This window comes from Cohaesibacter marisflavi (genome assembly GCF_900115225.1).
Taxonomy (GTDB): domain Bacteria; phylum Pseudomonadota; class Alphaproteobacteria; order Rhizobiales; family Cohaesibacteraceae; genus Cohaesibacter; species Cohaesibacter marisflavi.
On sequence record NZ_FOVR01000003.1, the window covers coordinates 474386 to 500213 of the forward strand.

General features: G+C 53.0%; 24 protein-coding genes. 9 read left to right on the plus strand and 15 right to left on the minus strand.

The genetic code is table 11. The annotated features are described in order from the left end of the window. Window positions 1-5: 5 nt before the first annotated feature. Genes BM258_RS08885 through BM258_RS08895 form a run of 3 tightly spaced genes read right to left on the minus strand, consistent with a single transcriptional unit; the run spans window position 6 to window position 3044 of the window. Window positions 6-266: a FeoB-associated Cys-rich membrane protein gene (locus BM258_RS08885; protein WP_139229241.1), complete on the minus strand. Its 261-nt coding sequence runs from the start codon at window positions 264-266 to the stop codon at window positions 6-8. After that, the gene (gene feoB / locus BM258_RS08890) at window positions 266-2779 is read right to left on the minus strand and encodes a ferrous iron transport protein B (protein WP_210186705.1); all 2514 of its coding nucleotides are present in this window, start codon (window positions 2777-2779) and stop codon (window positions 266-268) included. The genes BM258_RS08885 and feoB overlap by 1 nt, the downstream gene beginning before the upstream one ends. Then, window positions 2769-3044: a FeoA family protein gene (locus tag BM258_RS08895; protein ID WP_090071216.1), complete on the minus strand. Its 276-nt coding sequence runs from the start codon at window positions 3042-3044 to the stop codon at window positions 2769-2771. The genes feoB and BM258_RS08895 overlap by 11 nt, the downstream gene beginning before the upstream one ends. Before the next feature lie 262 nt (window positions 3045-3306). On the opposite strand from BM258_RS08895, the gene BM258_RS08900 reads away from it, so the two are divergent. Together BM258_RS08900 and BM258_RS08905 are read left to right on the plus strand one after the other, a co-directional pair. Further along, window positions 3307-3621, plus strand: a complete 315-nt coding sequence (locus BM258_RS08900) for a hypothetical protein (RefSeq protein WP_090071218.1) — start codon at window positions 3307-3309, stop codon at window positions 3619-3621. Between the two features lie 237 nt (window positions 3622-3858). Further along, window positions 3859-4644: a DUF4198 domain-containing protein gene (locus tag BM258_RS08905; RefSeq protein WP_090071220.1), complete on the plus strand. Its 786-nt coding sequence runs from the start codon at window positions 3859-3861 to the stop codon at window positions 4642-4644. A 151-nt stretch (window positions 4645-4795) separates the two neighbouring features. Here the strand turns inward: BM258_RS08905 and BM258_RS08910 are convergent, their stop codons facing one another. Next, window positions 4796-5656, minus strand: coding sequence for a helix-turn-helix domain-containing protein (locus tag BM258_RS08910; protein WP_090071222.1), 861 nt, complete (start codon window positions 5654-5656; stop codon window positions 4796-4798). A gap of 426 nt (window positions 5657-6082) precedes the next feature. On the opposite strand from BM258_RS08910, the gene BM258_RS08915 reads away from it, so the two are divergent. The 3 genes from BM258_RS08915 (at window position 6083) to BM258_RS08925 (ending at window position 8934) form a co-directional block, all read left to right on the plus strand. Next, window positions 6083-7108: an L-rhamnose/proton symporter RhaT gene (locus tag BM258_RS08915; RefSeq protein WP_175528006.1), complete on the plus strand. Its 1026-nt coding sequence runs from the start codon at window positions 6083-6085 to the stop codon at window positions 7106-7108. 9 nt (window positions 7109-7117) lie between these two features. Beyond that, window positions 7118-7432 (plus strand): L-rhamnose mutarotase, encoded by a 315-nt coding sequence (gene rhaM / locus BM258_RS08920; protein ID WP_090071226.1) that lies wholly within the window; start codon window positions 7118-7120, stop codon window positions 7430-7432. 80 nt (window positions 7433-7512) lie between these two features. Then, a complete protein-coding gene (locus tag BM258_RS08925; RefSeq protein ID WP_090071227.1) occupies window positions 7513-8934 on the plus strand; it encodes an L-fucose/L-arabinose isomerase family protein in 1422 nt (473 codons plus the stop codon). A gap of 153 nt (window positions 8935-9087) precedes the next feature. On the opposite strand, the gene BM258_RS08930 is transcribed toward BM258_RS08925, so the two are convergent. From BM258_RS08930 to BM258_RS08945, 4 genes are all read right to left on the minus strand, one after another. Beyond that, complete coding sequence (locus BM258_RS08930; protein WP_090071229.1) at window positions 9088-9738, minus strand: GntR family transcriptional regulator; 651 nt, start codon at window positions 9736-9738, stop codon at window positions 9088-9090. Between the two features lie 189 nt (window positions 9739-9927). Beyond that, entirely contained in the window at window positions 9928-11217 is a 1290-nt protein-coding gene (locus tag BM258_RS08935; protein WP_090071231.1) for a TRAP transporter large permease, read from the minus strand. Continuing rightward, window positions 11214-11726, minus strand: coding sequence for a TRAP transporter small permease (locus tag BM258_RS08940; RefSeq protein WP_090071233.1), 513 nt, complete (start codon window positions 11724-11726; stop codon window positions 11214-11216). The genes BM258_RS08935 and BM258_RS08940 overlap by 4 nt, the downstream gene beginning before the upstream one ends. Before the next feature lie 190 nt (window positions 11727-11916). After that, window positions 11917-12912, minus strand: coding sequence for a sialic acid TRAP transporter substrate-binding protein SiaP (locus BM258_RS08945; RefSeq protein ID WP_090071235.1), 996 nt, complete (start codon window positions 12910-12912; stop codon window positions 11917-11919). A 617-nt stretch (window positions 12913-13529) separates the two neighbouring features. On the opposite strand from BM258_RS08945, the gene BM258_RS08950 reads away from it, so the two are divergent. Further along, on the plus strand, window positions 13530-14567 hold the full coding sequence (locus BM258_RS08950; protein ID WP_244544645.1) for a DMT family transporter: 1038 nt from the start codon (window positions 13530-13532) through the stop codon (window positions 14565-14567). Between the two features lie 201 nt (window positions 14568-14768). Here the strand turns inward: BM258_RS08950 and BM258_RS08955 are convergent, their stop codons facing one another. From BM258_RS08955 to BM258_RS08985, 7 genes are all read right to left on the minus strand, one after another. Beyond that, complete coding sequence (locus BM258_RS08955; RefSeq protein WP_090071237.1) at window positions 14769-15824, minus strand: LacI family DNA-binding transcriptional regulator; 1056 nt, start codon at window positions 15822-15824, stop codon at window positions 14769-14771. 331 nt (window positions 15825-16155) lie between these two features. Then, window positions 16156-16920 carry an HpcH/HpaI aldolase family protein gene (locus BM258_RS08960; protein ID WP_090071239.1) on the minus strand — a complete coding sequence of 255 codons (765 nt, stop codon included), beginning with the start codon at window positions 16918-16920 and terminating at the stop codon, window positions 16156-16158. 99 nt (window positions 16921-17019) lie between these two features. Continuing rightward, window positions 17020-18543 carry a tripartite tricarboxylate transporter permease gene (locus BM258_RS08965; protein ID WP_090071351.1) on the minus strand — a complete coding sequence of 508 codons (1524 nt, stop codon included), beginning with the start codon at window positions 18541-18543 and terminating at the stop codon, window positions 17020-17022. Between the two features lie 7 nt (window positions 18544-18550). Continuing rightward, the gene (locus BM258_RS08970; protein WP_090071241.1) at window positions 18551-19174 is read right to left on the minus strand and encodes a tripartite tricarboxylate transporter TctB family protein; all 624 of its coding nucleotides are present in this window, start codon (window positions 19172-19174) and stop codon (window positions 18551-18553) included. 98 nt (window positions 19175-19272) lie between these two features. Next, window positions 19273-20259: a tripartite tricarboxylate transporter substrate binding protein gene (locus tag BM258_RS08975; RefSeq protein WP_090071243.1), complete on the minus strand. Its 987-nt coding sequence runs from the start codon at window positions 20257-20259 to the stop codon at window positions 19273-19275. Window positions 20260-20416: 157 nt separating this feature from the next. Beyond that, window positions 20417-21064 carry a dihydroxyacetone kinase subunit L gene (locus BM258_RS08980; RefSeq protein WP_090071245.1) on the minus strand — a complete coding sequence of 216 codons (648 nt, stop codon included), beginning with the start codon at window positions 21062-21064 and terminating at the stop codon, window positions 20417-20419. An 11-nt stretch (window positions 21065-21075) separates the two neighbouring features. Further along, window positions 21076-22077: a dihydroxyacetone kinase subunit DhaK gene (locus BM258_RS08985; RefSeq protein ID WP_090071247.1), complete on the minus strand. Its 1002-nt coding sequence runs from the start codon at window positions 22075-22077 to the stop codon at window positions 21076-21078. 729 nt (window positions 22078-22806) lie between these two features. Between BM258_RS08985 and bla the strand changes: the two genes are divergently transcribed. The 3 genes from bla to BM258_RS09000 all read left to right on the plus strand — a co-directional run. Beyond that, entirely contained in the window at window positions 22807-23874 is a 1068-nt protein-coding gene (bla, locus tag BM258_RS08990) for a subclass B1 metallo-beta-lactamase, long type (protein ID WP_139229242.1), read from the plus strand. A 209-nt stretch (window positions 23875-24083) separates the two neighbouring features. Next, a complete protein-coding gene (locus BM258_RS08995; protein WP_090071250.1) occupies window positions 24084-25031 on the plus strand; it encodes an AraC family transcriptional regulator in 948 nt (315 codons plus the stop codon). 396 nt (window positions 25032-25427) lie between these two features. After that, the coding region (locus BM258_RS09000; protein ID WP_244544646.1) for an FGGY family carbohydrate kinase at window positions 25428-25828 on the plus strand (401 nt) is incomplete at its 3' end.

Sequence of the window (25828 nt, forward strand, 5' to 3'; positions counted from 1 at the left end):
AAAGGTCAAGGATCGTCTTTCACGTTCCTCTCACTATTTGTGGGAAGAGGATCGGTGTTGAAGATGACTGGCCTTGCGGAACAGGAAGGACATCCATTGCCGGAGTTGGAAGGGCATCCATCACATACCCCGCGTTTTCGCCAGAGTTTGACATAGAGATATGCGATGGCTGCAACCACACAAAGGCCAAGCAGCAGAGCGTCCCATGAAAAAATATCGGTGCTTTCCAGTAGTCGGGAAGCTGCGCCCTCCGTCTGTTCCTGCATCATCCTGCTCCTGTCTGAATGACCGATTTGCGATCAAAGCGAGCGTCTCGCCTTTCTCCCAAAACGCCCACCAGAATCAACAAAGCAAGAGCGGCAAGATATATTCCTGTCATCATCTGGATACCGGAGATGTTCATCCATGTCCCCAGTGTGAAAACAAGGCTTGAAACCGTCAGCCCCAACACGGTGGGAAACAGAATTGAGAACAGCATCCATAAATAAGATCCGGTCTGGACCCTCACCATGACGGTCGTTGCCAGACAGGGGGGATAGAGGGCAAAGAACAGGATCATCGAGGCAGCCAGCAAAGCCGTTGCCCCTCCCGCCTTGGTCTCCTGCCCCATGCGCTGTTCCAGAGAGGCATTCTGATCTTCATCTTGCTGAAAGAGCACACCAAGTGTGGCAACCGAACTTTCACGCGCAGCAAAAGAGGACAGGAGCGCTACATTGATCTTCCAGTCGAAGCCGGCAAACTGTGTCACAGATTCCATTGACCGCCCGATAGCACCGAGGAAAGACCTCGTAATACGTTCTTCCTTCATTTCCCGCCGCAATGACTTGCGCGCATTGACCAGCCTTTTAAGCGCTCGACCGCCGGCCTTGGCGTCCTGATCTCCTTTCGGGGGTCTCACAAGAGGGTAAAAGTCTGCATTGCGCTTTTTAAACGCATCATTGACAGCCTTTGACCCAGCCGCCCCGCTCGCATTCAGCTTGGCGCGTTTATAGTCATTGTAATAGTTGACCAGAGCGACAAGATTTTCATCACTGGACAGGGCTTTGTAGGCGTTGTCCGCCATGTTTTCCTGAAAGCCGATGATGGCTCCCAAGCCTTCGGCTTTGAAATGCGCCATGCGGTCCTGCGACAATCCGGGAAACTGCAAAAGGGTGAAAACAACGATAGCCACCGCGATAACAATGGTTCCCACCTTCTTGATGTAGATCCAGGTGCGTTCCAGTGAGCGCTGGACGACGCCCCAAGCCGTGGGCGCATGATAGGCAGGCAACTCCATAACAAAAGGTGAGGTTTCATGCCCTTTAAGAACCGTCGTTGTCAGGAGTTTGGAAACAAGAAGCGCAAAGATGACCGTCATGGTTGAGATGTAAAACATCATCAGCGACTTGTGTTCGACGAAGAAAATGCTCAGCAGCAACGTATAGAGCGGCACCTTGGCCAAACAATTCATGAATGGTACGGCAAAAATTGTCGCCATACGCGCCCGATTATCCGGAATCCCCTTGGTTGCCATCACACCGGGTACGGCGCATCCCCCGGCAAAAACCCCACCAAGGATCAGCGGCAGCGTGCTTTGGCCATGCAATCCAAAGCGATGCAGCACCTTGTCGAGAATAAAGGCAATCCGCGCCATATAGCCGGAATCTTCCAGAATGGCGATCAATGCAAACAGGATCAGGAAAATAGGGACATAGTTGAGCAAGGTGTTGGCAGAATCAACCAGCCACAAGCCCAAGGCCCGCACATAAGGATCTTCAAGAAAGCCCGCGCTTGGGAGCAATCCGGCAACCAGCTCACGAAACCGCGCCAAATAGGGCCAGGTGTAGTTGGTCAGTTCATATCCCCAGACAATGGAGATCTGATAGATGAGATAAACAGTCAGGATGAGAAAGAGCGGCGCCGCCCACCGATTCAATACAACGCGATCTATGCGGCTTGTCAGGGACTCCTTGCCGCTTTCGTTCAAAACAACAACACCATCCAGCAGTTCGGCGATATGAGAATCTCGACTTGCAACAATATGGTCCGAGACGCTGATGCCCTTTGTCGTCTCAAACCTTTCCGACAGGGCTTGGGCAAAGCCCAGAATCTCCTCGCTTGCTGAGGCTTCTGCGTTCTCCTCAATCAAAATCCGAGCCTGACTGTCCTGCTCCAACAGCTTCAGGGCGAGCCATCGAACAGGAACCCTCCACTCGTCAACCTGCCTTTCCAAGTAGGCAGCAAGCTCGGAAATGGGGGCTTCAAGAGCTTCGTAGTCCACGGGGACATCAGGCAGTTGGACATTGGCCGCGCGCACCAGAACCGCATCACGCAGCGCGTCACGCCCTCGTCCACGGCTGCCAATTGTTTCGATCACCGGCTGCCCCAAACGCTCTTCAAGCGCATCTGTATCGATTGTCACTCCTCGGTCTGTTGCCACATCCATCATGTTGAGCACCAGCACGAGGGGAAGCCCCATCTCCAGAAGCTGAATAGTGAGATGGAGCGAGCGTTGCAGATTGGAGGCATCCACAATATTGACCGCGACATCTGGTCGCTCCCGCAAAAGATAGTCCCGCGCAACCCTTTCCTCGAGCGAAAAAGAGGTGAGGCTATAGGTCCCGGGCAGGTCTACGGCGACCACTGAAACGCCCTTGTAAACATACCGCCCGTATTTCTTGTCGACCGTCACACCGGGATAGTTTGCAACATGCTGGCGCGCGCCTGTCAGGCTATTGAAAAGCGTCGATTTTCCCGCATTTTGCTGCCCAGTCAAGGCAATGGTGATCTCACTGGTCATTGGCATCCTCACAGACTTCAATTGTGGCAGCTTCGCGTCTGCGCAGGGTGATGTCTGTGGCACCAAGACGGAGCTCGATGGGATCGTTGAGCGGGGCAGCCCGCACGACCTGTACTTTGGCATTTGGCATCAAGCCAAGGTCCAAAAAGCGCTGTCGCACCGCGCCGGTGGCATTGTGGCGCCGGATCAGCACCAGTTCGCCAGGCAATATATCGTTTAGAGACAAGTATTTGGATAGGTTTTTAAGAGACGTATTAACGGTCATGTCGAGGCACCAACTTGTAGGAATAGACCCCATATTGGCAGGCCATCCGATCCGGTCACTTCGGCGGGTCCGCTATGAGATTGCGAATGATTACTATTTACAACAAGGCCTCACCCGAATAAAGTAAAAATTGAAAGAAAAACTCAACTTTTCTTTCAAATAACAGAATAGAACGATTCAAAAGAAGCGCCGGGCAAATACTTTTGAATATTTCTATATTTTTATTCTGCGTCAAACTGCCACAGTTACGGAATTTACTGACATGAAACAACTCACCGCGTTTTCTGCTCTGGCATTTCTTGCCATGACCAGTGTTTCTTTTGCCCATACGCCCCTTTGCTCTTGCTACGACAACGGAGACGGGACCGTGTTGTGTGAAGGCGGCTTTTCGGATGGCTCTTCAGCTTCGGGCGTGACCATGAAGGTGCTCGACAGTTCCGAGGCGCCTATCTTCGAAGGCAAGATGGACGAGAATAGCGAATTCGAGTTCGACAAACCCGATGGAGAATACAAGGTTCTGTTCGATGCGGGTCCGGGACACGCAATCGAAATCGACGGAAATGATATCGTCGAATAAAGCCCCACTGCCTCGATAAGACATCCGCCAACCCGGGCTGCGATCACCCAAGAAAATCTGACTATCTTCAATGGCTCTCGGCATTTCCAAGAGAGCCAACCGGATTTGTGCGCCTATGCAACACAGTCTGGAGTGTCGCTTGAGTGTGGTCCAGCCCCACCGGCCTTATACCGGCAAATCCGGCTTTCCGGGCAGCATCGATGTCTTCAACTCCCTTTCTCAAAGGAGCAAACACATATGAACAAGATATTTCTCAGCATGGCCATCGCCACCTTTGCGCTTTCCTCCACAGCACAGGCCCATTTCCAACTGCTCTACACACCAAAGACAATGCTGGAAAATCCGGAAGAAATTCCCATCAAACTCGTTTTCGGGCACCCTATGGAGAATGGCCACACCATGGACATGGGGCAACCAGAAGCATTTGATGTCTATTTCAAAGGAAAGAAGACCGATCTGCTCCCCACGCTGTCTCCCATAGAATGGAGAGGTGCGCACAATGAAGCCAAGGCCTACGAGAGCAGCTATGCCATCAAGCGAAACGGCGACTATATTTTCGCCCTGACGCCTGCGCCCTATTATGAGGAAAGCGAAGACATCTATATCCAGCAGATCACCAAAAGCTATGTCAACAAGGCCATGCCAACGGACTGGAACGAACCTTTAGGGCTTGCCACCGAAATCGTGCCCCTGAACAAACCCTATCAGAATTTTGTTGGCGGCACCTTTAGCGGTCAACTTCTCTCACAGGGAAAGCCCGCCGCCGGGGTGGAGTGTGAAATAGAATATATCAATCCCGAAGTCGATATCGAGCAGAATGCCTTTTCCGAAAATGCAAACGGCCCAGTTCCGGCAAGTGCTCTCGTGGCGATGACAGGCCCCAATGGCGTCTTTACTTTCGGACTACCCTATGCCGGAAAATGGGGTTTTGCCTGCCTCGGCTCAGGTCCGGAAACCGAGCACGAAGGCAAGGAACTTTCACAAGACGCAGTGCTCTGGATCGACGTGAAAGAATTCAAATAGAAACCAGCTCTGGTTTTGCGACCGTCGGGCCCATCGAAAAACGGTTGAAGGCGCTTGTCTGATCTCACCATTTGCAACGCAGACCCGTGCTGCGCTGCAAATGGACTGATGAAAATTGCTCGATTGCCAAAGGTGAACGCCGTCCAAGGCTCTATCTTCTTTTCCGCCACTCCGTTGGAGACATCCCTTTTTCTTTGCTGAAAAACTTCGAGAAATGGAATGTATTGGCAAAGCCGAGAAGAGAGGAAATTTCCTTGATCGACTTGTCGGTATTGATCAGGAAATCGCAGCCTCTCTGAAGCCGGATATTGAGTTGGAACTGCTTGATTGATACACCGGTCTGCTCACGGAACAACCGTCTCAGATAGGAATAGCTGATGCCGAAATGGCGAGCCAGCTCATCCATATCCAACACTTGTGTGTGGTGCTCAAGCAGATACATCCGCACCGCGTCGACGATTTGTTCGTATTTGCGCGACACCTCCTCGCGAGGACGCGCCAACAACGACAGAAGCGAAAGCGCCAGCGTGGACAAAAGCGCCTGATTGTCTGTTGCCCCTTCCAGGGCCAGTTGATGAATTCGCACGAAAAGGTCTGAAATGTGCCCATTGCTATGCATCACGGGACGATCGGGCGATAACAGCCCTTTCTCCGTCAAGCTATCATAAGCTGCGCTCTTGCATTCAATCCAGTTTTCAGTCCAGCCCGTGGTCGGGTCAGGCTCATAGCGATGCCACTCCCCGGGGAAGAGCACAAATATATCTCCCGTCTGGATCGCCACTCTAGTGTGCTCGGGCCCATATTCAAAGGTTCCCTGCCCTGCGCTGATATAGACGATCTGATAGGCCTGCAAAATACGCCCGTTACGCCAATCAAGATGATGATCATCGGGGTGCCTGCGCGGCGGATAGATGCTGCCGGGTGGAATGACCGTGTGCCCCATGGAGATCGCGGTGCATCGCCATGCATCGCACAATCCATTGTCCGGCAAATAGACAAAATAGTTCCGCATCGATCCTCCCCAAAATCATTTTTGATATCATATGGATCATTTTGGAAAACATAACTAGTAGTAATACTTATTATTCCGGAGCATCGAGATGCGTAAGCTTTACCCAGCTCGCAGTTTGGGAATGGAGTTCTGCGAGCTATCAAAAATAGATGCGATACAGTTCGTGGGAGGAACTTAGCAGAATGAAATCTGGCGTGATTTAATCCGGCAGCCGCACGTCATAAAGGCAGACGGGCTTGTGCAAACACAGGCACCAACAGGGAAGTCTTGTCTTTTGGCCAGTCGGCCGCAGCAATAAATCGCAGAAAGCAACCATCCTAAAGGCCCATTCTTGTATTTGCGGCTTTTCGGAAAGCGTGGATGCTATGTCCGTCTGCTAATCCCTTGTCTCTGCGACCCTGTCATATGTTGCGAGGAAAATGGGAAATGGAATACTCGGCTAATCTGGGGATATTCTATCACTTGCTGGGAGCCCTGGCGGCTTCCTCATTCTACATTCCGATCTCTCTGGTCAGAAACTGGGAGTGGGAAGCCTCTTGGTTTCTCAATGGCATAGCATCCTGGATCATCATGCCAATTTTGATATCTAGCCTGCTTTTGCCAGACTTGGGAGCCTTTTATGCGGCCATTCCAGCCAGCGTTTTGATCAAGACCTATCTTCTGGGTGCGCTGTGGGGCATTGGTGGCCTGACCTTCGGCATGACCATGCGATATCTGGGCCTGTCGGTCGGCTATGGCGTGGCTATCGGCATTACGCTTGTTGTCGGAACCCTCATGCCCCCCATCGTCGATGGTCAAATCGGGCATTTTGTCTCGACAACCTCAGGCTTGATCGCTCTGGGCGGTGTTCTTCTGGCCGTGGTCGGCATCTTCGTATGCTCTCAGGCTGGACGACGCAAGGAAGCGGAAACCGGCGAGAAAAGCGACGAATTCAACCTCAAGAAGGGCATCATTATCGCAGTTATCTGCGGTGTGCTGAGTGCCTTCATGGCCTTTGCCATCGAAGCAGGCCAGCCGATGCAGAATCTGGCGGTCGAACTGGGTGTCGATCCGCTTTACCAGATCATGCCAAGTTACGTGATCATTATGCTGGGCGGCTTCACCACCAACGCCGTTTACTGCATCTACAAGGCCCGCCAGAACAATACGGTCCAGAAAATCCGAAACGACCATAGCCAATTCGTTCGCAACACCCTTCTGTCCATGGCTGGCGGCGTGATCTGGTACTTGCAGTTCTTCTTCTATGGTTGGGGGCACGTCCAGATGGTCGGCTCGAATCTCGGCTTCATCAGCTGGACCCTTCATATGTCCCTTCTCGTCTTCTGCGGCGGCCTGTTCGGCTTCCTGATGAAAGAATGGGTCGGCAGCAGCGCAATCACCCGGCGTGTCCAGTATGCAGGCATGGGGGTCATCATCTGCTCCACCATCGTTATCGGCATTGCGGCCAACTAGGAGGATCTCATGAAACGCGAAGCATTCAAGATGAAGCTGATTGGCGATGTTGCCAAGGACTATCAGCGCCGCCACGCAGAGATCTGGCCAGAGCTGGTCAAACTGCTCAAGGACGCAGGCATCTCCGACTACGCCATCTATTTCGACGAAACGACCAACGAACTGTTCGCGGTTCAGAAGGTCTCCGGCGAGGCTGGAGCCGCTGATCTCGGGGCAGAGGAAATCGTTCAGAAATGGTGGAGCTATATGGCCGATATCATGGAAACCAACCCCGATGACTCGCCGGTTTGCATCCCGCTCACTGAGGTCTTCTACCTCGCCTAAGTCCCGCGCCAAGGAGACGGTCGCAGTATCAGGGCCGTCTCTGCTCATAGCAAAGCAATTAATTATCTGGAGAATTTCACATGACAAACCTCAAGCTAGGCGTATTCGGTATTGGCCTCGATACCTACTGGCCCCAGTTTGACGGCCTCAAGGCACAACTGGAAGGCTATCTCGATCAGGTTGGCCAGAATATCGCCAAATCCGGCGTGGAAATTGTCAATGGAGGTCTGGTTGACAGCGTAGAAATGAGCGAAGGCGTGGAAGACCAGTTTCGTAACGCGTCCGTCGATGCCCTTGTGCTTTATATCACGACCTACGCGAAAAGCGGCTCCATCCTGCCGCTGGTGCAGCATATCGCCAAACCGGTTCTTGTTCTTGCCTTGCAGCCGCAAACCCGCGTTCCAGTCAATGAAATCAATAGTGTGGAAGATCGCGGCATCCGCACGGGTCAATGGCTTGCCCATTGTCAGGCTTGCACGGCACCAGAACTGGCCAATGTCTTCAATCGCGCAGCCATTCCATATGAAATGGTGGTGGGCTATCTTGATGATGAAGCAAGCTGGAACGAGATCTATGCCTATATCTCTGCGCTCAAGACGGTAAAGGCTCTTGGCACCACCAATGTCGGCATTCTGGGGCATAATTTCCAAGGCATGTATGACACCTATTCGGACGTCACCAACCTATCTTCCCGCCTTGGCATCCGCTTTGACATTCTGGAAATGTGCGAGTTGCTCGAATATCGCAACGCCGTAACGCCAGAACAGAAGAAAGCCAAGGTTGAAGAGCTGCACGCAGTGATGAAGGTCGAGGATAGCTGCGATCCTGCCGAAGTGGACCGCGCCGTCGTTACGTCCTGCGCGCTTGATCGGCTGGTTAACGAACATGGACTGGGGGCCATGGCCTACTATTATGAAGGCCGCCCGGCATCGCCTGAAGAGAATATCATCACCTCGGTCATTCTGGGCAACACCCTGCTCACGGCCCGCAATGTGCCAGTTGCCGGAGAAGGCGAGATCAAGAATGTTCTGGCGATGAAGATCATGAGCCTTCTCGGTGCAGGTGGCTCCTTCTCAGAGCCCTATGGCATGAATTTCGACGAAGATCTGGTGCAGTGGGGCCATGATGGTCCGGCACATCCGAAAATCGCCGAAGGAGAGGTCAAGCTGGTCGAGCTTCCGGTCTATCACGGCAAGCCGGGCAAGGGTGTTTCCATTCAGATGTCCGTTGCCAATGGGCCGGTCACCTTCCTGTCCGTGGTGGAGAAGCGCACAGGAGAAGTGGTGCTGCAATATGCTGAAGGGCAGTCGGTTGCCGGTGACGTGCTGGATATAGGCAACACCAATTCCAACTACAGCTTCCCCATCGGGGCAAAGGCCTTCACGAAGACCTGGAGCCTTGGCGGCCCGGCGCACCATTGCGCTATCGGGGTCGGCCACAAGGGAGCCGAGATCGAAGCGATTGCCCAGATCCTCGGGATCGAGACCAACCGCATCTGCTAGGTATCAGAAGCAACAAAGAACATCTTCCCGTTGCAACCAGACTTTTGCAACGGGGATTTTTGGCAGAAATACCATAGAGCCGGGACCTGAGTGAGGCCCATCAGAGCACCAGACTGACAATCGGAATGCCGCAAATAGCAAGAATGCCGGAGCCTAAAGCCCCAGCGCCCGATGCAGCGCAGCTGTCAGATGCTTCTCGATAGCAGAGGCAGCGGCGTCAGGGTCGTGGCTTTCCAGCGCTTCAATAATGGCCATATGCTCGGTCATCACCTGACGGAAGGTGCCCGGTGTTATGAGCGTCAGATGTCCGTGGGCCAGCCGGATCAACTGGATGCGCTGATTATTCATCGCATAAAGCCAGTCGACCAACTCATTGCCGAGCGAAGACACAATGGTGTCGTGAAGGCTGTCATCTATGCCTTGCGCATCTTTCAAAAGATTATCGCTGGGCCCCACCTCATCGACGCGTGCAATAACCGACCTATGAACCTCACGCAGCTGGCTGATCATGGCTTCGCTGGCGTTGCCTGCGAATTTGGCGGCCGCTTCCTTCTCGATCATCATGCGTAACTGATAGGTGTCGCGAATGAACCGCAAGCTCACTTCGACGATCTGGATGCCACGCTGCGGAGCGATCTGGACAACCCCTTCCAGCTCTAGGCGCAACAAAGCCTCCCGCACAGGCGCAAGAGGGACACCGGTCATTGTCGCCAGTTCGCGTTGCGAAATGAACTGGCCGGGTTTTAGGTCCCCCATCATCAGATGGTGTTTGAATTTTTCGTAGGCTTTGTCACTAAGCTTCATGGTCTGCTTGTTCCGGGACCCTGACGCACCATTTCAGATTCTTAGCAGAGGAGCATGAAGGCCAAACATCATTGGGTCATTCGCGTATCTAGTTACCCATTCGAAACAGCCGGGTCAATCCCGACAGGCGGGGACATCATGAGCCGCCAGACCAAAGCATGACAAGGTCTGGCGACAAGGTTCGAAAGCCTAGCCCCCCAACCCCAGAAGATGGGGCAACCAGGTTGTGAGGCTCGGAATGCAGGTAACCGCCCCCAGAACCACGATCAGAGGGATCAGGAACGGGATCATCGCCCGGATAGCCCGCTCAGGCGGCACATCAGCAATTGATGCGGTCAGAAACAGCACGACCCCCACCGGTGGCGTGATTGTGCCGATCATCAGATTGAGCACGAACAGCACCCCGAACTGGGTCGGGTCGATGCCATTGGCCATGGCCACAGGCACGAAGATCGGGATGAGGATCAGCATCGCCGCGATAGCTTCCATGAAAAGCCCGACAACCAGCAATGAGATGTTGACGATCAAAAGGAAGATCAATGGGTTATGCGAAATATCCGCCAACAGAGAACCGACCATGAAGGGAATGCGCGCAACCGAAAGTGCCCAACCGAGCAGACCGGCAGTCATCACCAGCGCCATCACCAGACCGGTGGTCTGAACCGTGCTGAGAATAACCTGAGGCAGATCGGAAAGGCTGAAATCGCGATAGACGAGGCCACCGACCACCAGCGCGTAGGCTGCCGCAACAACCGCGGCCTCGGTTGGGGTGAAGACACCCGACATGATGCCGCCGAGCAGAATAACCGGCGTCATCAAGGCAAAGAAGGCATCACAGAAGGCCCGGCCAACCTCACACAGCCCGGGGAACTTGTCCCGAGGCAGATTATGACGTTTGGCAATAGCCCGAACCGTCACCATCAGCGCCAGCGCCATCAAAAGGCCTGGCACGATAGCGCCAACGAACAGCGACCCGATCGAGGCTTCTGCCGTCACACCATAGATCACCATGGGCAGACTTGGCGGAAGAATCGGCCCGATGGTGGCCGAAGCAGACGTAACGGCAACCGCCAGATCAGAGCGATAGCCGGCATCCTTCATCGCCTTGATTTCGAGCGCGCCCAGCCCGCCAGCATCGGCAACCGCAGATCCGCTCATACCGGCGAACACCACACTGGCGATAATGTTGGCGTGCGCGAGCCCGCCCCGCATCCAGCTCGAAATAACCGAGACGAAGCGGAAAAGACGGGTCGTGACACCAGAATAGTTCATCACATTGCCCATCAAAATAAAGAAAGGCGCAGCCAGAAGCGGGAAGGAATTGGCAGCCATGACGATTTTCTGTGGCACGGCAAGCGCGGGAATCCCATTGATGACAATGAAGGCCGTACCGGCCAGACTGATGGCAAGATAGAGCGGGACGCCGATGATGATGGCGATGAACCAGATCGGCAGGATCATGAACATGGTTTCAGTCATGAGCGCGCCTCCCCGTTCTCTGAAGCCTCTTGGGCTGCTTCAGGTACAAATAGGTCGAGTATCTTGACCAGAGAAACCAGAATGGCCACAGCGGCGAAAACCGGTACGATGGCGTAGACCACGGCAAAAGGGAAAAACAGGCTTGCCGTGCTCACCGTGACGTTGCGCAAGGTGATGGCATAGCCCTCATAGAGCATGACGCAAGAGAAGATGATCGCCGCAATTTCGATGAAGAACAGCATGATCTTGCGGTTGCTTTCCGAAAGCCGCCCGATCACGGTGGTAATCACGATATGCTGATTGTTGCGGCTCGCCATCAGCCAGCCGATGAAGCACAGCCAGATAAAGGCATATTGTGCAAATTCATCACTCCAGACGAGCGGAGAGTTGAAGAGATAGCGGAGAATAATCTGCGTCATGACAACCACGAACAACAAGGTGAACAGCACGATGGCAAAACCGCTGAGAACCTTGAAAATGGCATCGACGAGACGGCGTAGAGAAAACAAGATGGCCTCCTCGGATCCGGCGCATATCCTTCAGCATCAGACTGACGGGGCGACTGACTGGCAGCCAATGGAACACGCCACATTTTTCAACCGGATGCGCCATCCCGCGAAATGATAGGGGCGTGTGTCCGGTATTGTCTTGAAGAGGACGGGCGCTCAACTGAACGCCCGACCGGAGAATGAAGGGGGATTACTCCATATTCTGGAGTTTTTCGTAGGTGCCTTCACCCCAAACTTCTGTGAAGAGCGGCGGGACCGCATCAACCGTAGCCTTGCGGAAGCTCTCAACGTCCGGCTCGATCACGGTGACGCCACCGGCCTTGAATTCGCTGATCAGACTGTCTTCCTGCTTCATGATTTCTTCGTTGGCCCAGGTGCTGGCTTCCTTGACTGCATCAGTGATGATGGTGCGGTCTTCTTCGCTAAGGCCCATCCAGAAATCATTGTTGACGACGACCATACGCGGCGTGCGGATATGGCCGGTCAGGATGATGTATTTCTGCACTTCGTTCAGCTTGCCGGACTTGATGGTCGGCAGCGGGTTTTCCTGACCATCGACAAGTCCCTGCTGCAGAGCAAGATACAACTCATTGAAGTTGATCGGCGTCGGCTTGGCACCCCATGCCTTGGCCATGGCCACAAACACATCATTCTGCGGTACGCGAATCTTGAAGCCTTCCATGTCAGCAACGGTCTTGATTTCCTTGTCGCTGGTGGTCAGGTGGCGCGTACCGTAATAGAGCGCGGAAATGGCATGCATACCCGCTGGAGCGAGCTGTGCGTTGATTTCATCAAGCATTTCGCCATTGAGAACAGAGATCATCTGCTCTGGTGTCTTCCAGATGAAAGGCGCTTCGACGACAGAAATCCATGGCACCCACTGGCCGAAGTTGGCGGCCCCTTCGGTTACAATATGCTGCACGCCGGAGCTGACGGCTTCGATCATGTCGCGGGAGCCACCGAGCTGACCACCCGGGAAGGACTGGATCTCGATCCGGCCATCACTCTTCTTGGAAACGATGTCTGCAACCTTGTCGATCATCATCACCTGAGGATGCGATCCGCCAACGACGTCACCCCAACGGATGGTCACATCGGCCGCATTTGCAGGCATGGTTGCAGAGACACAAAGCGTCATTGCCGCAGCAGCCACAAGGCTGGCGGGTGAAAAAATCGAGGGCTTCATTATTTCCTCCCAGAACTAATTACCTCTAAGCGCAATCGCATGGGGCGACCGCGTGTATGGACTCGACCCGACAATTCCTCCACGAGCCGATCTGGCCACTATAGACATGATCAAATCACTCATTCAAGAGCAAAAGTACCACTGATCTACTACTGATATATTGTTTCTCGAAAGGCCCTACCTGCATCGTTTCAACTCCGTTGAAAGCCGCGAGGTATCCCAGCCGTTGCGTGGAAAATGGTAAAAATGGGCAAAGCTGCTCTTGGGGAAAACGGATTTCCCCAACAACCTTGCTGGCAGACTATGAATGTCTGCACGCGCATCTTGAAACTGCCACGAACCGGAGTATTAATCGCGCCAGTCGGGTTGGCAGGGTAAAAGCAGAAAACAAGCCAACTCAGAAAACAAGCCAACTCTGGCGATCCGATCCCGGATCGACTCGCCTTCGATAGTCCCTTCATGACATGATCAAGAAGACACCTTGATCTTCCCATCAGAAGAGTAACACGGTTCGCTTTCCTAAGGCCCGTATAGCCAGCCTTTCACGGTCTCCCTGCCTGCAGACCAGCGTGAGGGTTTATCGGTGATTGGCCTGGCCGAACTTGAGGAGCAGGGCGATGACGCTCACAAAGAACACCCCAGAGGCCAACGGCACTGCAATTTCCGTTGAACAAGACACATCCGCGGCAAATAACACCAATCAATCGATGACGGTTGCGGCTCCGGTGCTGGGCATTGGTCTCAAACTGGCTTCCACTCTGGTGTTCAGCATCATGACCGTCACACTCAAGATCGCCTCGGAAACGGTGCCGGTCGGCGAAATTGTCTTCGCCCGCAACTTCATCGGCCTGTGGCCCGTGTTACTGATGGTCGCCTTGCGGGGAGAACTGGGCGTTGCCTTCAAAACCGATCACCCATTGGGGCATCTGGGCCGATCAGGTATCGGCATCATCTCGATGATGTTCTCTTTCACCGCCTATGCCCTGCTGCCTCTTCCTGATGCCACCGCCATCGGCTTCGCTTCACCGCTCTTCGTCATCATATTGGCCTTCTTCATTCTTAAGGAAAAGGTCCGGATCTATCGCTGGGGAGCCGTCGGGGTAGGGTTTCTCGGCATCATCATCATCCTTTCGCCTCACATGGGCGCAGGAGAGATGGATAGCAATGCGTTCATAGGCTCCATGTGCGCGGCAACATCGGCCTTCCTTGGGGGCCTTGCGATGATTTTCGTACGCAAGCTTTGCGAGACAGAACGAACTTCAACCATAGTTGTCTGGTTCCATGGGGCGGGCACAGGGCTCGCCCTCTTCTCAATCCCCATCGGCTTTATATGGACAGACTGGGCCTGGGTCGTGCCGGACATAAAAAGCCTGATGTTGCTGGTCATAGTTGGTATTTCCGGTGGCATCGGACAAATTCTGATGACCCAGAGCTATCGGTATGCAGACGCTTCAACGATCGCCCCATTTGACTATACCAGCATGATCTGGGCCGTGCTTTTCGGTTATCTTCTATTTTCCGATGTGCCGCTGCCACAGGTTCTCATTGGTGCCGTTGTGGTGATCTGTGCTGGCATTTTTGTCATTTTCCGCGAACATGCCTTGGGACTGGATCGGACAAAAGCCCGCAGGGCCTCCACTCCATCCAAATCATAACATCCGTGACGACAAGGAGAGCTGCGGCTCATGCTTAAAGGAGGTCCGGGCCTTAACGCAGGTCCGGATCATCCTGCAGAGAAACAAGATCCCTCCCCTTCCAACGCAATGGTCTATCCCCTTTGGCGCATTCCCTCCTGCATGAGGTGATTGGCAGCCAGGTTGACCACGGTATAAAACCGGAATGATCAGATGCGCAGCTTAGTCGGCCAGTTTGACGCTTTTGCGGATAACAAGATCTCCGGACAACAGCACTTTGACCGGAGGCTGCTTTTCGTTGGCGACAATCAAATCATCCAGAAAGCGAATAGCCATGGCACCAATGCGCTGCTTGGGCACATTGAGAGACGTGAGCGGCGGGTCAAACATGCTTGCCATCGGCAGATTATCAAACCCTACGACGGAAATATCGCCGGGCACAGAATAACCAAGTTCACGCAATGCCCGAATGAAGCCGAAGGCGATCACATCATTGGCACAAAAATAGGCGTCTGAAAGTTTCTTGATGTTGGAGAGCTGCTTGATGGAATCTTCGTAGGCTTCCTCTATGGTGGCGCAGACCGAAAGAATATTCTCCTCTTCAATCTCCAACCCATGCGCGTTCATGGCCCGCATATAGGCTTCATGGCGGAGCTTGAAATTATTCACCTCAGAGTAGCTGCTCACAAGACCAATCCGCCTAAATCCGTTGGAGGCGAGGTGCGCCAGCGCAAGATGCACCAGTTGTTCATTGTCCATGTCGATGAAATTGCCATCAACGAAGGGACGATATGTATCGATGATGACATTGGGGACGCCGCAGTCATTGATCAGATGTATATCTTCGTCGCTCAACTCGGTTCCCAAAGCGACGATACCGCGCAGATCTGATTTGGCAATTTCCTCGATTATCGATGCAACATCCACTGCTTCATGCGAGACAACCTGAAGCGAATAATCGCGCCTGGTGGCTTCATAGGACATGCCGTCAATATAGTCGGATATGAAGACGTTGTGATCTCGGTTCAGGGTCTGTCCATGGCGCACGATCTTGAGAAAGCGGACGGCATTCTGCGCATCAGAAGCATCAGAATCCGCATTGCTGCGCTCTCCACGCGGAGTGTAATTCAATTCGGCCATGGCACGCAGCACATTCGCGCGCGTATTCTCTGAAATTTCACCTTTACGATTAAGGACAAGAGACGCGGTGGTAACCGAAACACCTGCATGTTCAGCAACCTGCCGCAAAGTTGGGTTTTGTTTAGGCCCAGCAGCCATTCGCGTTTTTCCTCTCTCGCTTTGCCCTCTTTGACCGAATTATAATGTTATTTAATGCATCTGGTTTCTATGAGCAAATATTTAAATTATTGAACATCACTAAACAAAAACATGTAATTTCTACTAATTTTTCATGCTATTCACTAAATTTTCAGATACTCATCAATCGCCGGTTTGACGGCATAATCTTTTTGTCTCCGCCATGCATTTGCCAAACACTACAGACAGGGCAGGAACCCCTTCCAAACAGGGTCTGGAGGGGCTTTCGTAAATGTCCTTGCCAGCATCCGTCGGGAAGACCGGCACGGCATCATATGGCCAGAGATGAAGATCAACCGACCTCGTTTTTCATCTCTTCATTGGCAGCTTTTGCTGCTTCCATGAACAGCCCGATATCTCCCGGGCCAGCAAGAAAGTTATGGCCACGCCCCTTCAACTCGGCGAAGCTCCAGCGAGGACGCTTGACTGTGCCCATATATTTGCCGGCAGCCTTGATTTTCTCTTCAGCTTCGGCGGCAAGAGCCTCGGCATCATCTTCACCCAGTTGCTCCAGAAGACCGATGGTGCCAGCGAGATCGTTCGGCCCGATAAAAAGCATTTCAATACCGTCCACCTCGGCGATTTCGGCAATATTGGGCAGCGCATCCTTATGCTCGATCTGACCGATGACAAAAACCTCTTCATCAGACGTTTTCAGATAGTCGGTCTTGGCCCCATAGTGAGAAGCCCGCCCGCATGGTGCGGCATATCCACGGGTGCCGGTTGGAGGATAGTGTGTCGCTGCCGCAGCTGCCTCTGCAGAAGCCTTGTCGCAGATCATCGGGATCATCAGGGACTTGATGCCAAGCTCGAGAATCCGTTTCAGGTAAACCTGATCATTCCAAGGAACACGCACGACAGCGTGACCGCCAGCGGCTTCAACGGCCCGAACCATGTTGACGGTCGCTTCCAGATCCGCCGGTCCGTGTTCGTTGTCGATGAGAACACAGTCCCATCCCGCCCAAACGGCAGCTTCGGCCAGTGCCGGAGAGGCCAGTTCCAGCCAGATACAGCGCACGCAGCGCCCGGTTTTCAATTGTTCTCGCAACCAGTTCATTTTGTACCTTCTTTCAGTTACTGGCACTCGGTTTTTGGCTCTCAACCCGTACCAAAAGTCTCAATTCAGCAACGTGTCCTTTACGAACCCGTCTGGATTTCATTTTTCGGACGGCACCGAGCCGTTCGCCCGATATCCTCCGGAAACCATCTCGCGTACGGCTCTCGCGATGAGCAAAAGCCAAATGATCAATGTTACGATCCCCAGCACCAATGCGTAGGAGCGATCAAAGAATGTCAGAAAATTTCCTTGCGCCTTGATCATCGAAACCATGAAATTATCCTCGATGATCTTGCCAAGCACGATACCCAGAATCGCCGGTGCCAACGGGATCTCAACTTTAGCCATGAGGTACCCCATCAAGCCGAGCACCAGAACGATCCAGATGGCCGTGACGCTCCCAGAAATGGCATAGGCACCAACCATGGAAAAGAGCAGGATAACGGGGGCCATAACCGCGCGCGGTACCTTCAGAATGTAGGTCGAGCAGAAGATAGCCAGCATCCCCATGGGGATCATCATGATATTGGCAACAAGAAAAGAGCCAAACAGGGCAGAGGTCAGTTCCGGCTGGTCAATGAAAATGCGCGGTCCCGGCGTCATGCCCTTGAGCAGTAACACACCGATGGCGATGGCGGTAACAGAATCACCGGGAATCCCGAACACCAATGCTGGTGTCCATGCGCCGCTGATGGCCGCATTGTTTGACGACCCGCCAGCGGCAATACCATCCATGCTGCCTTTTCCGAATGTTTGAGGCTCTTTGGATGTGCGCCTTGCCAGCGCATAGCAGATCCAGGCGGCAATATCTGCGCCTGCACCGGGCAGAGCACCGACCACCGTTCCGATTACGGAAGACCGCAACACCGTTATTGCAAAGCGACGAATGGCGTTCACGGCTCCCTTCAAAGCAGCCCAGAAAGGCTCGGTGATCGTTTGCAATTGCGTCTCTTCTTTTCGCAGAGACTGGACCGTGCGCAACACTTCTGAAAAGGCGAAGATACCGATCATGGCCGGAATGAACGTGATGCCGTCCATCAGATCATCAACCCCGAAGGTGAAACGGGGATAGCCAACCGCCACATCGATGCCGACACAGGCAATGGCCAGACCGATAAACAGACTGGCAAAGTTTTTGGGCACCGATCCGCCACCCACGAACACGGCACAGCTCAGCCCGAGACAGGCCAGCCAGAAAGTTTCATAACTTGAAAAGCTGATGGCAATATGGGCCAACTGCGGAGCAATCAACATCAGGATGATTACACCGATCACGCCACCAATCGAAGCAGTCAGAAGAGAGATCAGAAGCGTTGTCCGCGGTTTGCCATTGCGGGAAATGGTATGAGCATCATCGACATAGGCAGCAGACGCGGGCGTACCGGGTATCCGCAGCAGGGTTCCGGAGATATCACCTGCGAAAATGGCCGTCGTCGTCGTTGCGACAATGGCGCTAATAGCCGGAATGGGATCGAGAAAGAATGTAAAAGGCACCAGCAAGGCCACGGCCATTGTTGCTGTCAGTCCGGGAACTGCCCCGATAAAACAGCCATAGATCGTTGTCAGGCCAATGATCAGAAGATTATCGGGTGCCAACACCGTTAATAGAACATTTGTCAACATAGTGGCCTCACCAAGCATACGGTTCCAGCCATCCCCACGGCAGGGGAACATGCAGGAATGAATAGAACAGGAAATGGACGAGCATGGTTACGCCGAGCGCCAGCACGATTGCCTTCCACCATTTGGTGCCATAGAGCAGCAGCAGGCAAAGCATCAGCGGAAAAGCCAACAGGTGAAAGCCGACGGTATCGAGAAATTCTGCAAACAGAATGACCCCGAGCACCAGCGCGATGGAATTGATCCAGGCTTTGGGGGAAAGGCTTGAAACCGCGTCGGTCTCGCCACCATCGTTGGCTTCTGCCCTTCTTACGGACATGATACCGGTGATCAGGACCAGTAGCCCACAGATTGCCAGTCCCGTTCCGGCAATTGTAGGGAAAAGGCCCGGACCGAACTTCATGCCGCCAAGCAGCGGAAAGCTTTGTGCTTGCCAGGCAATCCAGCCGCCTGAGCAGGACAGGATGATCCCTGTCAAAATATCCTTGTTAAACATGAGATAACTCGCATTCTCCAACCTCTCGTCACGATGCGCGAGGTCATCATCAACGCAGCATAGCCGCACTGGCGAACGGTAACGCGCCTTAAAGGACGCCCCTTCCGACACAGGTGGATATGCCCGGATATATGGCATGCTCCCGCACCTTTCCGAACTGACGCGCAGCCGTCCCTTCTCACGAAGAGATGAGTGAGGCTGCGCGTCGGCTTCGGAATATGGATTATGGAACAAGGCTACTTGGCCAGGCCGATTGCCTTGATGGTGTCTCCGAGATTTTTGTCGGTTTTGGCAATAAGACTACCAACTTCATCAGCTCCCATGATCACGACATCTGCGCCGCGGCTCGCTTTAAAGTCGGCCCATTCCTTGGTTTTCAAAACCTTGAGCACGGCTTTTTCATAGGAGCAGGCAATCTCTTTGTCCATTCCGGCAGGGCCAGTGAGAGCCTGATAGGAAGAAAGCGTCCAGCCAGAATCCAGCTGTTCGACTGTGGTAGGAATATCGGGCAAAGACGGCATGCGCTCGTCGTTCATATAGGCAAGGCCCTTGAGTTCACCTTGCTCGATGAGCGACTTGACCTCGGACTGAGCAACGGTGATGACATTAACGCCCCCGGCCATCAGTTCCTTGATTGCAGGTGCAGCGCCCTTGGAGGGAATCCAGCGAATGGATGCAGGGTCCATACCTTCAGCATTCAACAGGCCAGCAAGGGCCAGATGCCAGATACCGCCCTGGGACGTACCCGATGCCGTGATTTTTCCCGGATTGGCTTTTGCCTCTGCCAGCACTTCCGCAAGGCTATTGTAAGGAGAGTCCGCAGCGACCGTAAAGCCAGCAGGAACCAGATCCAACAAGGCGATCGGCGTCAATTGCTCATAATTGATATCTGTAAGGCCGATCCAATGCATCGTGTTGATCTCGGTCGTGGATGAACCGATTGTATAGCCATCCGGCTTGGCACGAATAATGGCAGAGTGCCCTGTGACACCATTACCTCCCGTCCGGTTCACCACATTGAAGGGCTGCCCCATTTCCTCGCTCAGCAGGCTCGAAAGCATACGCGCATTCGCATCGGTGCCACCGCCTGCACCCCAAGGAACAATATAGGTGACTGCACGTTTCGGTTTCCAGTCACATTCGGCCGAAGCGACCGAGCTTGCGAGCGTTCCAAGGCCCAAAATTGTTGCCCCCAAAAGGGCTTTCATCAGATTCTTCGTCATGGTGTCCTCCCACCTGATAGTTTTGAATTACGAATCCTTGCGGATTCACCGCTCCTCTCGCGGTCGATCCTCCTCCAACAGGGGTCGAGCGCGATGGTCGGCATTTCCTGCGCGCAAATGGCTCAGCATGACGCGCAGGAAAAGGGTTTGGAACGGATCAGCTTGCCGCTGCGGCTTTCATAAATCCGTTCAATTCATCAGCCAGAATGCAAGCAACGGTGCCGCCAGCATCTTGCAACCCGCGTGACTTTTCCTGGAAAGCGGCGGCCTTGCCATGCTGGGCAACCAGAAGCTTGGTTGCTTCAAGAGCCTCATCGGCAGCCTTTGCAGCCGCCTCGCAGGCCACCTCCAGTGGTGCGCCCTTTTCAGCTTCGGCTTTGAAACAGCGTGCGATCGGGTCCAGCACATCAAGCACGGTTTTGTCCCCGAGTGCTGCTTTGCCGCGCATGGCAACGCCGTTTGCATAAGCGTCCCAAAAGCTTGCCAACCCGGCAACATCCAGCGCGGCGGCACCGTCAAGCGCCTTTGAGCCACGCAGGAACCCGGTTGCCATCAGCGTGCCCATCGTCGAAGGGGCCGCCTTGGCAATCGCCGCACCGGCAGTCTTCATCTGAGTGGCCAGATCGGGCGCATCCAATGCCCCGACAGCATCGCTGGCGGCTCGGAAGGCTTTCGCCATCGTCAATCCCAGATCGCTATCACCAACCTTGCTATCAAGTTCAATCAGAGCCTCCCGCTCCTTTTCGAACCTGTCGGCAAAGCGTGGAAAGAGACCGGCAACGGATTTTGCATCAAGAGTTTGCATGTCTCCCTCCCTTAGCCCGCGAAATGCTTGAAGAAAGGCGTGTCGACCTCTGCTGCGACCAGCGGTTCCAACTCGTCATCAAGCTTCATGATGGAGATCGAGAAGCCGGCCATTTCCATGGAAGTAGCGAATTCTCCCAGCCACACATGGCGGATCTTGACCTCTTTTTCATCCAGCAACTGACCAAGACGCCGGTAAGCGATATAGAGTTCTTCCAGTGGCGTGGCGCCAAGCCCGTTCATGAGAATGGCCACTTCGTCTCCCTTTTCGTAAGATTGTTCGGCAAAAATCTTGCTGGCCATTTCCTCGACCACAGCATCCACCGGCTCAAGCGCCTTGCGCGAGATGCCCGGCTCACCATGGATGCCCATGCCGATTTCCATTTCGTCATCACCGATCTGGAAGCTTGGCTTGCCGACTTCAGGCACAATGCATGGAGACAGGGCAACACCCATTGTCCTCACCTGGCTTTTGGCCTTTTCAGTGAGCCGTTTGACCTCAGCCAGAGGCTTCATCTGGGCCGCAGCTGCACCGGCGACCTTGTAGAGAAAGAAAATGCCAGCAACGCCGCGCCGCTTATGCTCTTCGCCAACAACAGATGAGGCTACATCGTCATTGCCAACAACCGTTGCGGTTTCGATGTCATCCAGTTCGGCAAGTTCTCCGGCCATGTCGAAATTCATGATATCGCCGGTATAATTGCCATAGAGATAGAGAACACCTGCGCCCTGATCGACATATTTGGTAACGTTGAGCAATTGATCCGAGCTTGGAGACTGGAAGACGCCTCCGACGCCAGCGCCATCCAACATGTTTTTGCCCACATATCCAAGAAACAAAGGCAGATGACCTGATCCGCCACCCGTCACGATGCCCACTTTTCCGGGCACAGGTTTGGCCGTTACAAAACACCGCATATCACCATCAGTGAAGGTCACTTCCGGATGCGCGCGATAGATGCCTTCCAGCATCTCATCGACGAAATCTTCAGGTTTGTTCAGGAACTTTTTCATTGGTCAGATTCTCTTCCAGCCGCGTGAAGCGCAACAGGCAGGCCACATCGCAACAGCCGAATTGCGCGATTTTGTTACCCACAAAAGTGATGTAATCGAGAAATTTTAGTAAATCTAAGAAGAACAAGTTTGCAAAAATCACGCTTCAGGGCTGCTATTAGGCGACCCTAAACTGGATAAATCTTGTCCATCTTTGATTATTTTCGGGAGATTTTTTGACTTTTTTGTCAAATCTCACAGGTCATAAGCGAAGAAGGGCGAAATCTGTGCCTGAATCGGAATAAATTAGAACGCATTAACTATCCTCCACTTTTAGTGAACATATCTGTTCAATTAGTGAATTGATACCATAATATTTAGTGATGTTCAATAATTTTATATCCTGATGTTTGGTTAGCCTCAAAGCCTATGGACAGATTGAGGTGTTTTGCGCGGGACGAATTTGGCGCGCCGCAGCTCCCCTCATGGACGCAAAGAGAGACCGGTTCATCACGTAGCAGGCTTCAAAGGCAAAAGAAGTGGCCGTAAAGATCTGCAGCAGAAGAGAAAATCCACATCAGGGTGAACAGCTTGCGGGGTTCTCTCCTGCACATGTTGGCCTCGCAGGTTTTGACTATATTGAAATGACCTGCAACCAGGAGTAATTTATATTGCCCTCAAAATTGGGCAGAGCAATGCCAGTCGGGCAGCAAATCATATCGGTTTACGCCCTCCATAAGGGATGAAAAAATGCGGAAATTCGGTATGTTTTTGGCAACGTTACTGGCGGCACTCAGCCTCCTCTTGCCGAGTGCGCAGTCGTCAGAAGGGTTTGCCATCTCCGAAAGCATCACAATAACGCCGATAACGCAGAACGCCTTCGTTCATTCTTCCGATAACAATAACGGCCTCATCTATATCAGTGGGGACGAGGCTCTCATTGTTTCGACACCGCAGACAGACAGGCAAACGCAGGATCTGATTGACTGGGTCACACAGGAAAAGCACTTGAAGATCGTTGGCTATGTCATCGACAGGTGGCATCCAGATGCCATGGGAGGATTGGCTGCCGTCCATGCCAACGACATTCCGTCTTATGCTTACTTGCGCACCCAACAGATAGCCAGACAGAAGGGACTGCCGGTTCCGCACCATGCGATGGATGAGAGAACCATCATTCATGTTGGCGATCAGACGGTTGAATGCGCTTTCCTCGGGAAGGCCCATACCGAAGATGGCATCGTCGTCTGGCTTCCGAAAGAGCAGGTCTTGTTCGGCGGAAACGAGATCCGGAATTACAACGGGTGGGTTGGTAATATCGCAGATGCAAATCTGAAGGACTGGGCATCAACTGCGCGCCGGATTAAAGATCTTTATGGAACAGCCCGGATTGTCATTCCAGGGCACGGACCATTCGGCGGCGCTGAGCTCATCGATTACACAATCGACTTGTTTACCCCCTTCTCTCAGCAGATCAAAAACGCCCTTCATCCAGATTTGTCCTATCTCCTTGACCAGCGTCCCGTCATAGTGGTGAAGGCGTCGGAAAGCTCTAAGGAAGGCGACACAAAGATCTTCAAAGAGGCGACAATCCTTTCTTCTGATGCAACAAAGTATGTGCGAATAGACGCGCCTATCGTCCGATGGAATATCAAGAACAACCGCATCGATTCCGCTGAGGGACATCTTGCAATTTTCGATAAGACGGCAGGTGGAGCAGAACTGAGAGCCTCTGCAGCCTATACCAAACTGATTGTCATTCCTGTCAATGAGCAGGTCGGACTGGCGGTCATTGTCAAGGCAATGACACCAGACTAGTCGGCCATATGCACAAGATGCCCGCAAGCTGAATAAAGAAAGACGAGACTTATCGGCCTCCAAATGGAGCCAGTTCAGCCCGGAGCATCGGGAGACCCCGCCCGTACAACCAGTTGAACTCCTCATATATATTGGGTAAAATGTCCCGTCAGGTCGTTTGGCAATTGTAAGTATCAGCCTTATACCGCTTACCCCAACAAGGTCATGATATGTTATCGCCCCTCCAACTCGACATTGCCCTTGCAAAGCAGATCACCAAGGTCACACGCTCGCGCTATTTTCATAATCTCTGGCTGCCGATCCAAATTTCCAGAAGAGACCCACAGCCGCATTTTCCCCTTCACAACCACGATTTTGATGAAGTCGCCTATATCATCAAAGGCCACGGCATCACTTTCATGGGCGATCGGTTCCAGCTTCTCCTGCCCGGCAATGTGACCTATCTGCGCGCCGAAGATACCCATGCCTACCCCATGGTCGACTCGTTACGACTGCTCAATATCTTCTTTCTGCATGACCGCCTCATCGAGAATTTCCCAAAGCTGAGAAGCCTCGTTGAAGACTTCCATGCGCTGCAGTCTTCCAATAGCCAGTTATTTACCGACTACACCGCTTATGCGCGCCTCAAAAGTCTGGCCGACCTGCTGGACGTTGAGACATTCTGCTCCGATGACTATTCGGAATATACCGCCATGGCGCATCTTGTCGAATTCTTTGTCCTGATATTGCGCCAATATCGGCGGCAGGAAGACTTTACGCTCACCGATCCGGACCAATTGGCGCGCAACAAGATTTTGAAACTTTTCGCCGACCCGGCGCTGGCTGAGGGCAAATGTCGGAAGGACCTAGAAGACCTTGTTCTATGCCACGCGCTGTCATGGAGAAGCTTCGAGCGTATTTTGCCGGAGATGAGCGGCCTGACACCCCATGAATTGGCAATCTGCAATCGATTCATCTCCTTTCTCAATCTTCTTCTGGACCAACCGGAACAAACACTGGAAGACGTCTGTATCACGGCCGGCTTCTCCGATTATCGGTCCATGTCGAGAAATTGCCGCCAGTTTCTCAAGCTGTCCCCCAAGCAGGTTCAGAATATGGTCGCCCATTTCATCGCAAATCCCCCCACGACATCAGATCTGGAAATTACACCCTCATAAGGACGAAATGCACCTCATCCATGTAAGCCATTGCATTGGCGTACATTCTTCTGAAGAGACTGCCTTCGTGAGACCATATTTCTCTCAAACCGAAAGCAAAAGCCTTCAATATTATCTTTTGTATTTTTGACCATTACCAATCAAAAAATTTAATGCCCCCAAAAGCCAGTAACCATGCCTTATAGAGAGATTTTTATACTTTAGTAGAAATAAATTTTAAGACATTGATTAGTAATAAAAATTCTTAGAACCAGTCATTTCTCGCCAACATATAGTAAAAAGTTTGATTTTTTGCCCTGTCCGGAATTTGAAGCCAGTGGCTAACTAAATGCGTAGCGCTCGATCGAAGGATCATCTTTGGGAGAGGCAAAGGCGTTGCACATTTAGGAGGAGATCATGGTCACCAAGGCCGTTGTTGCGGTGGATCTGGGGGCGTCATCGGGGCGCGTACTCAAGATTGCGCTGTCTGATGGACAGCTCTCTTTGCAAGAGATCAATCGCTTTCCTCATGGCCCCAAGTCAATTGATGGTCGCCTTTGCTGGGATCTTGACTATCTCTGGGGTGGCATCCGGCAAGGCATTGGTAAGGCCTTCGCCTCAGATCCGACCATCGCCTCCATCGGCGTCGATAGCTGGGCCGTGGACTTCGTGCCCGTGGATGAGGATGGAGCGGCCTTGTTGCCCTTTGTAAGCTATCGAGATGCCCGCACCGAAGGCATCATGCCCGATTTCTATCGCAGAAGCGGGATCAGCGCCCATGAGCTGTTCGAGAAGACCGGCATCCAGTCGCTGGAACT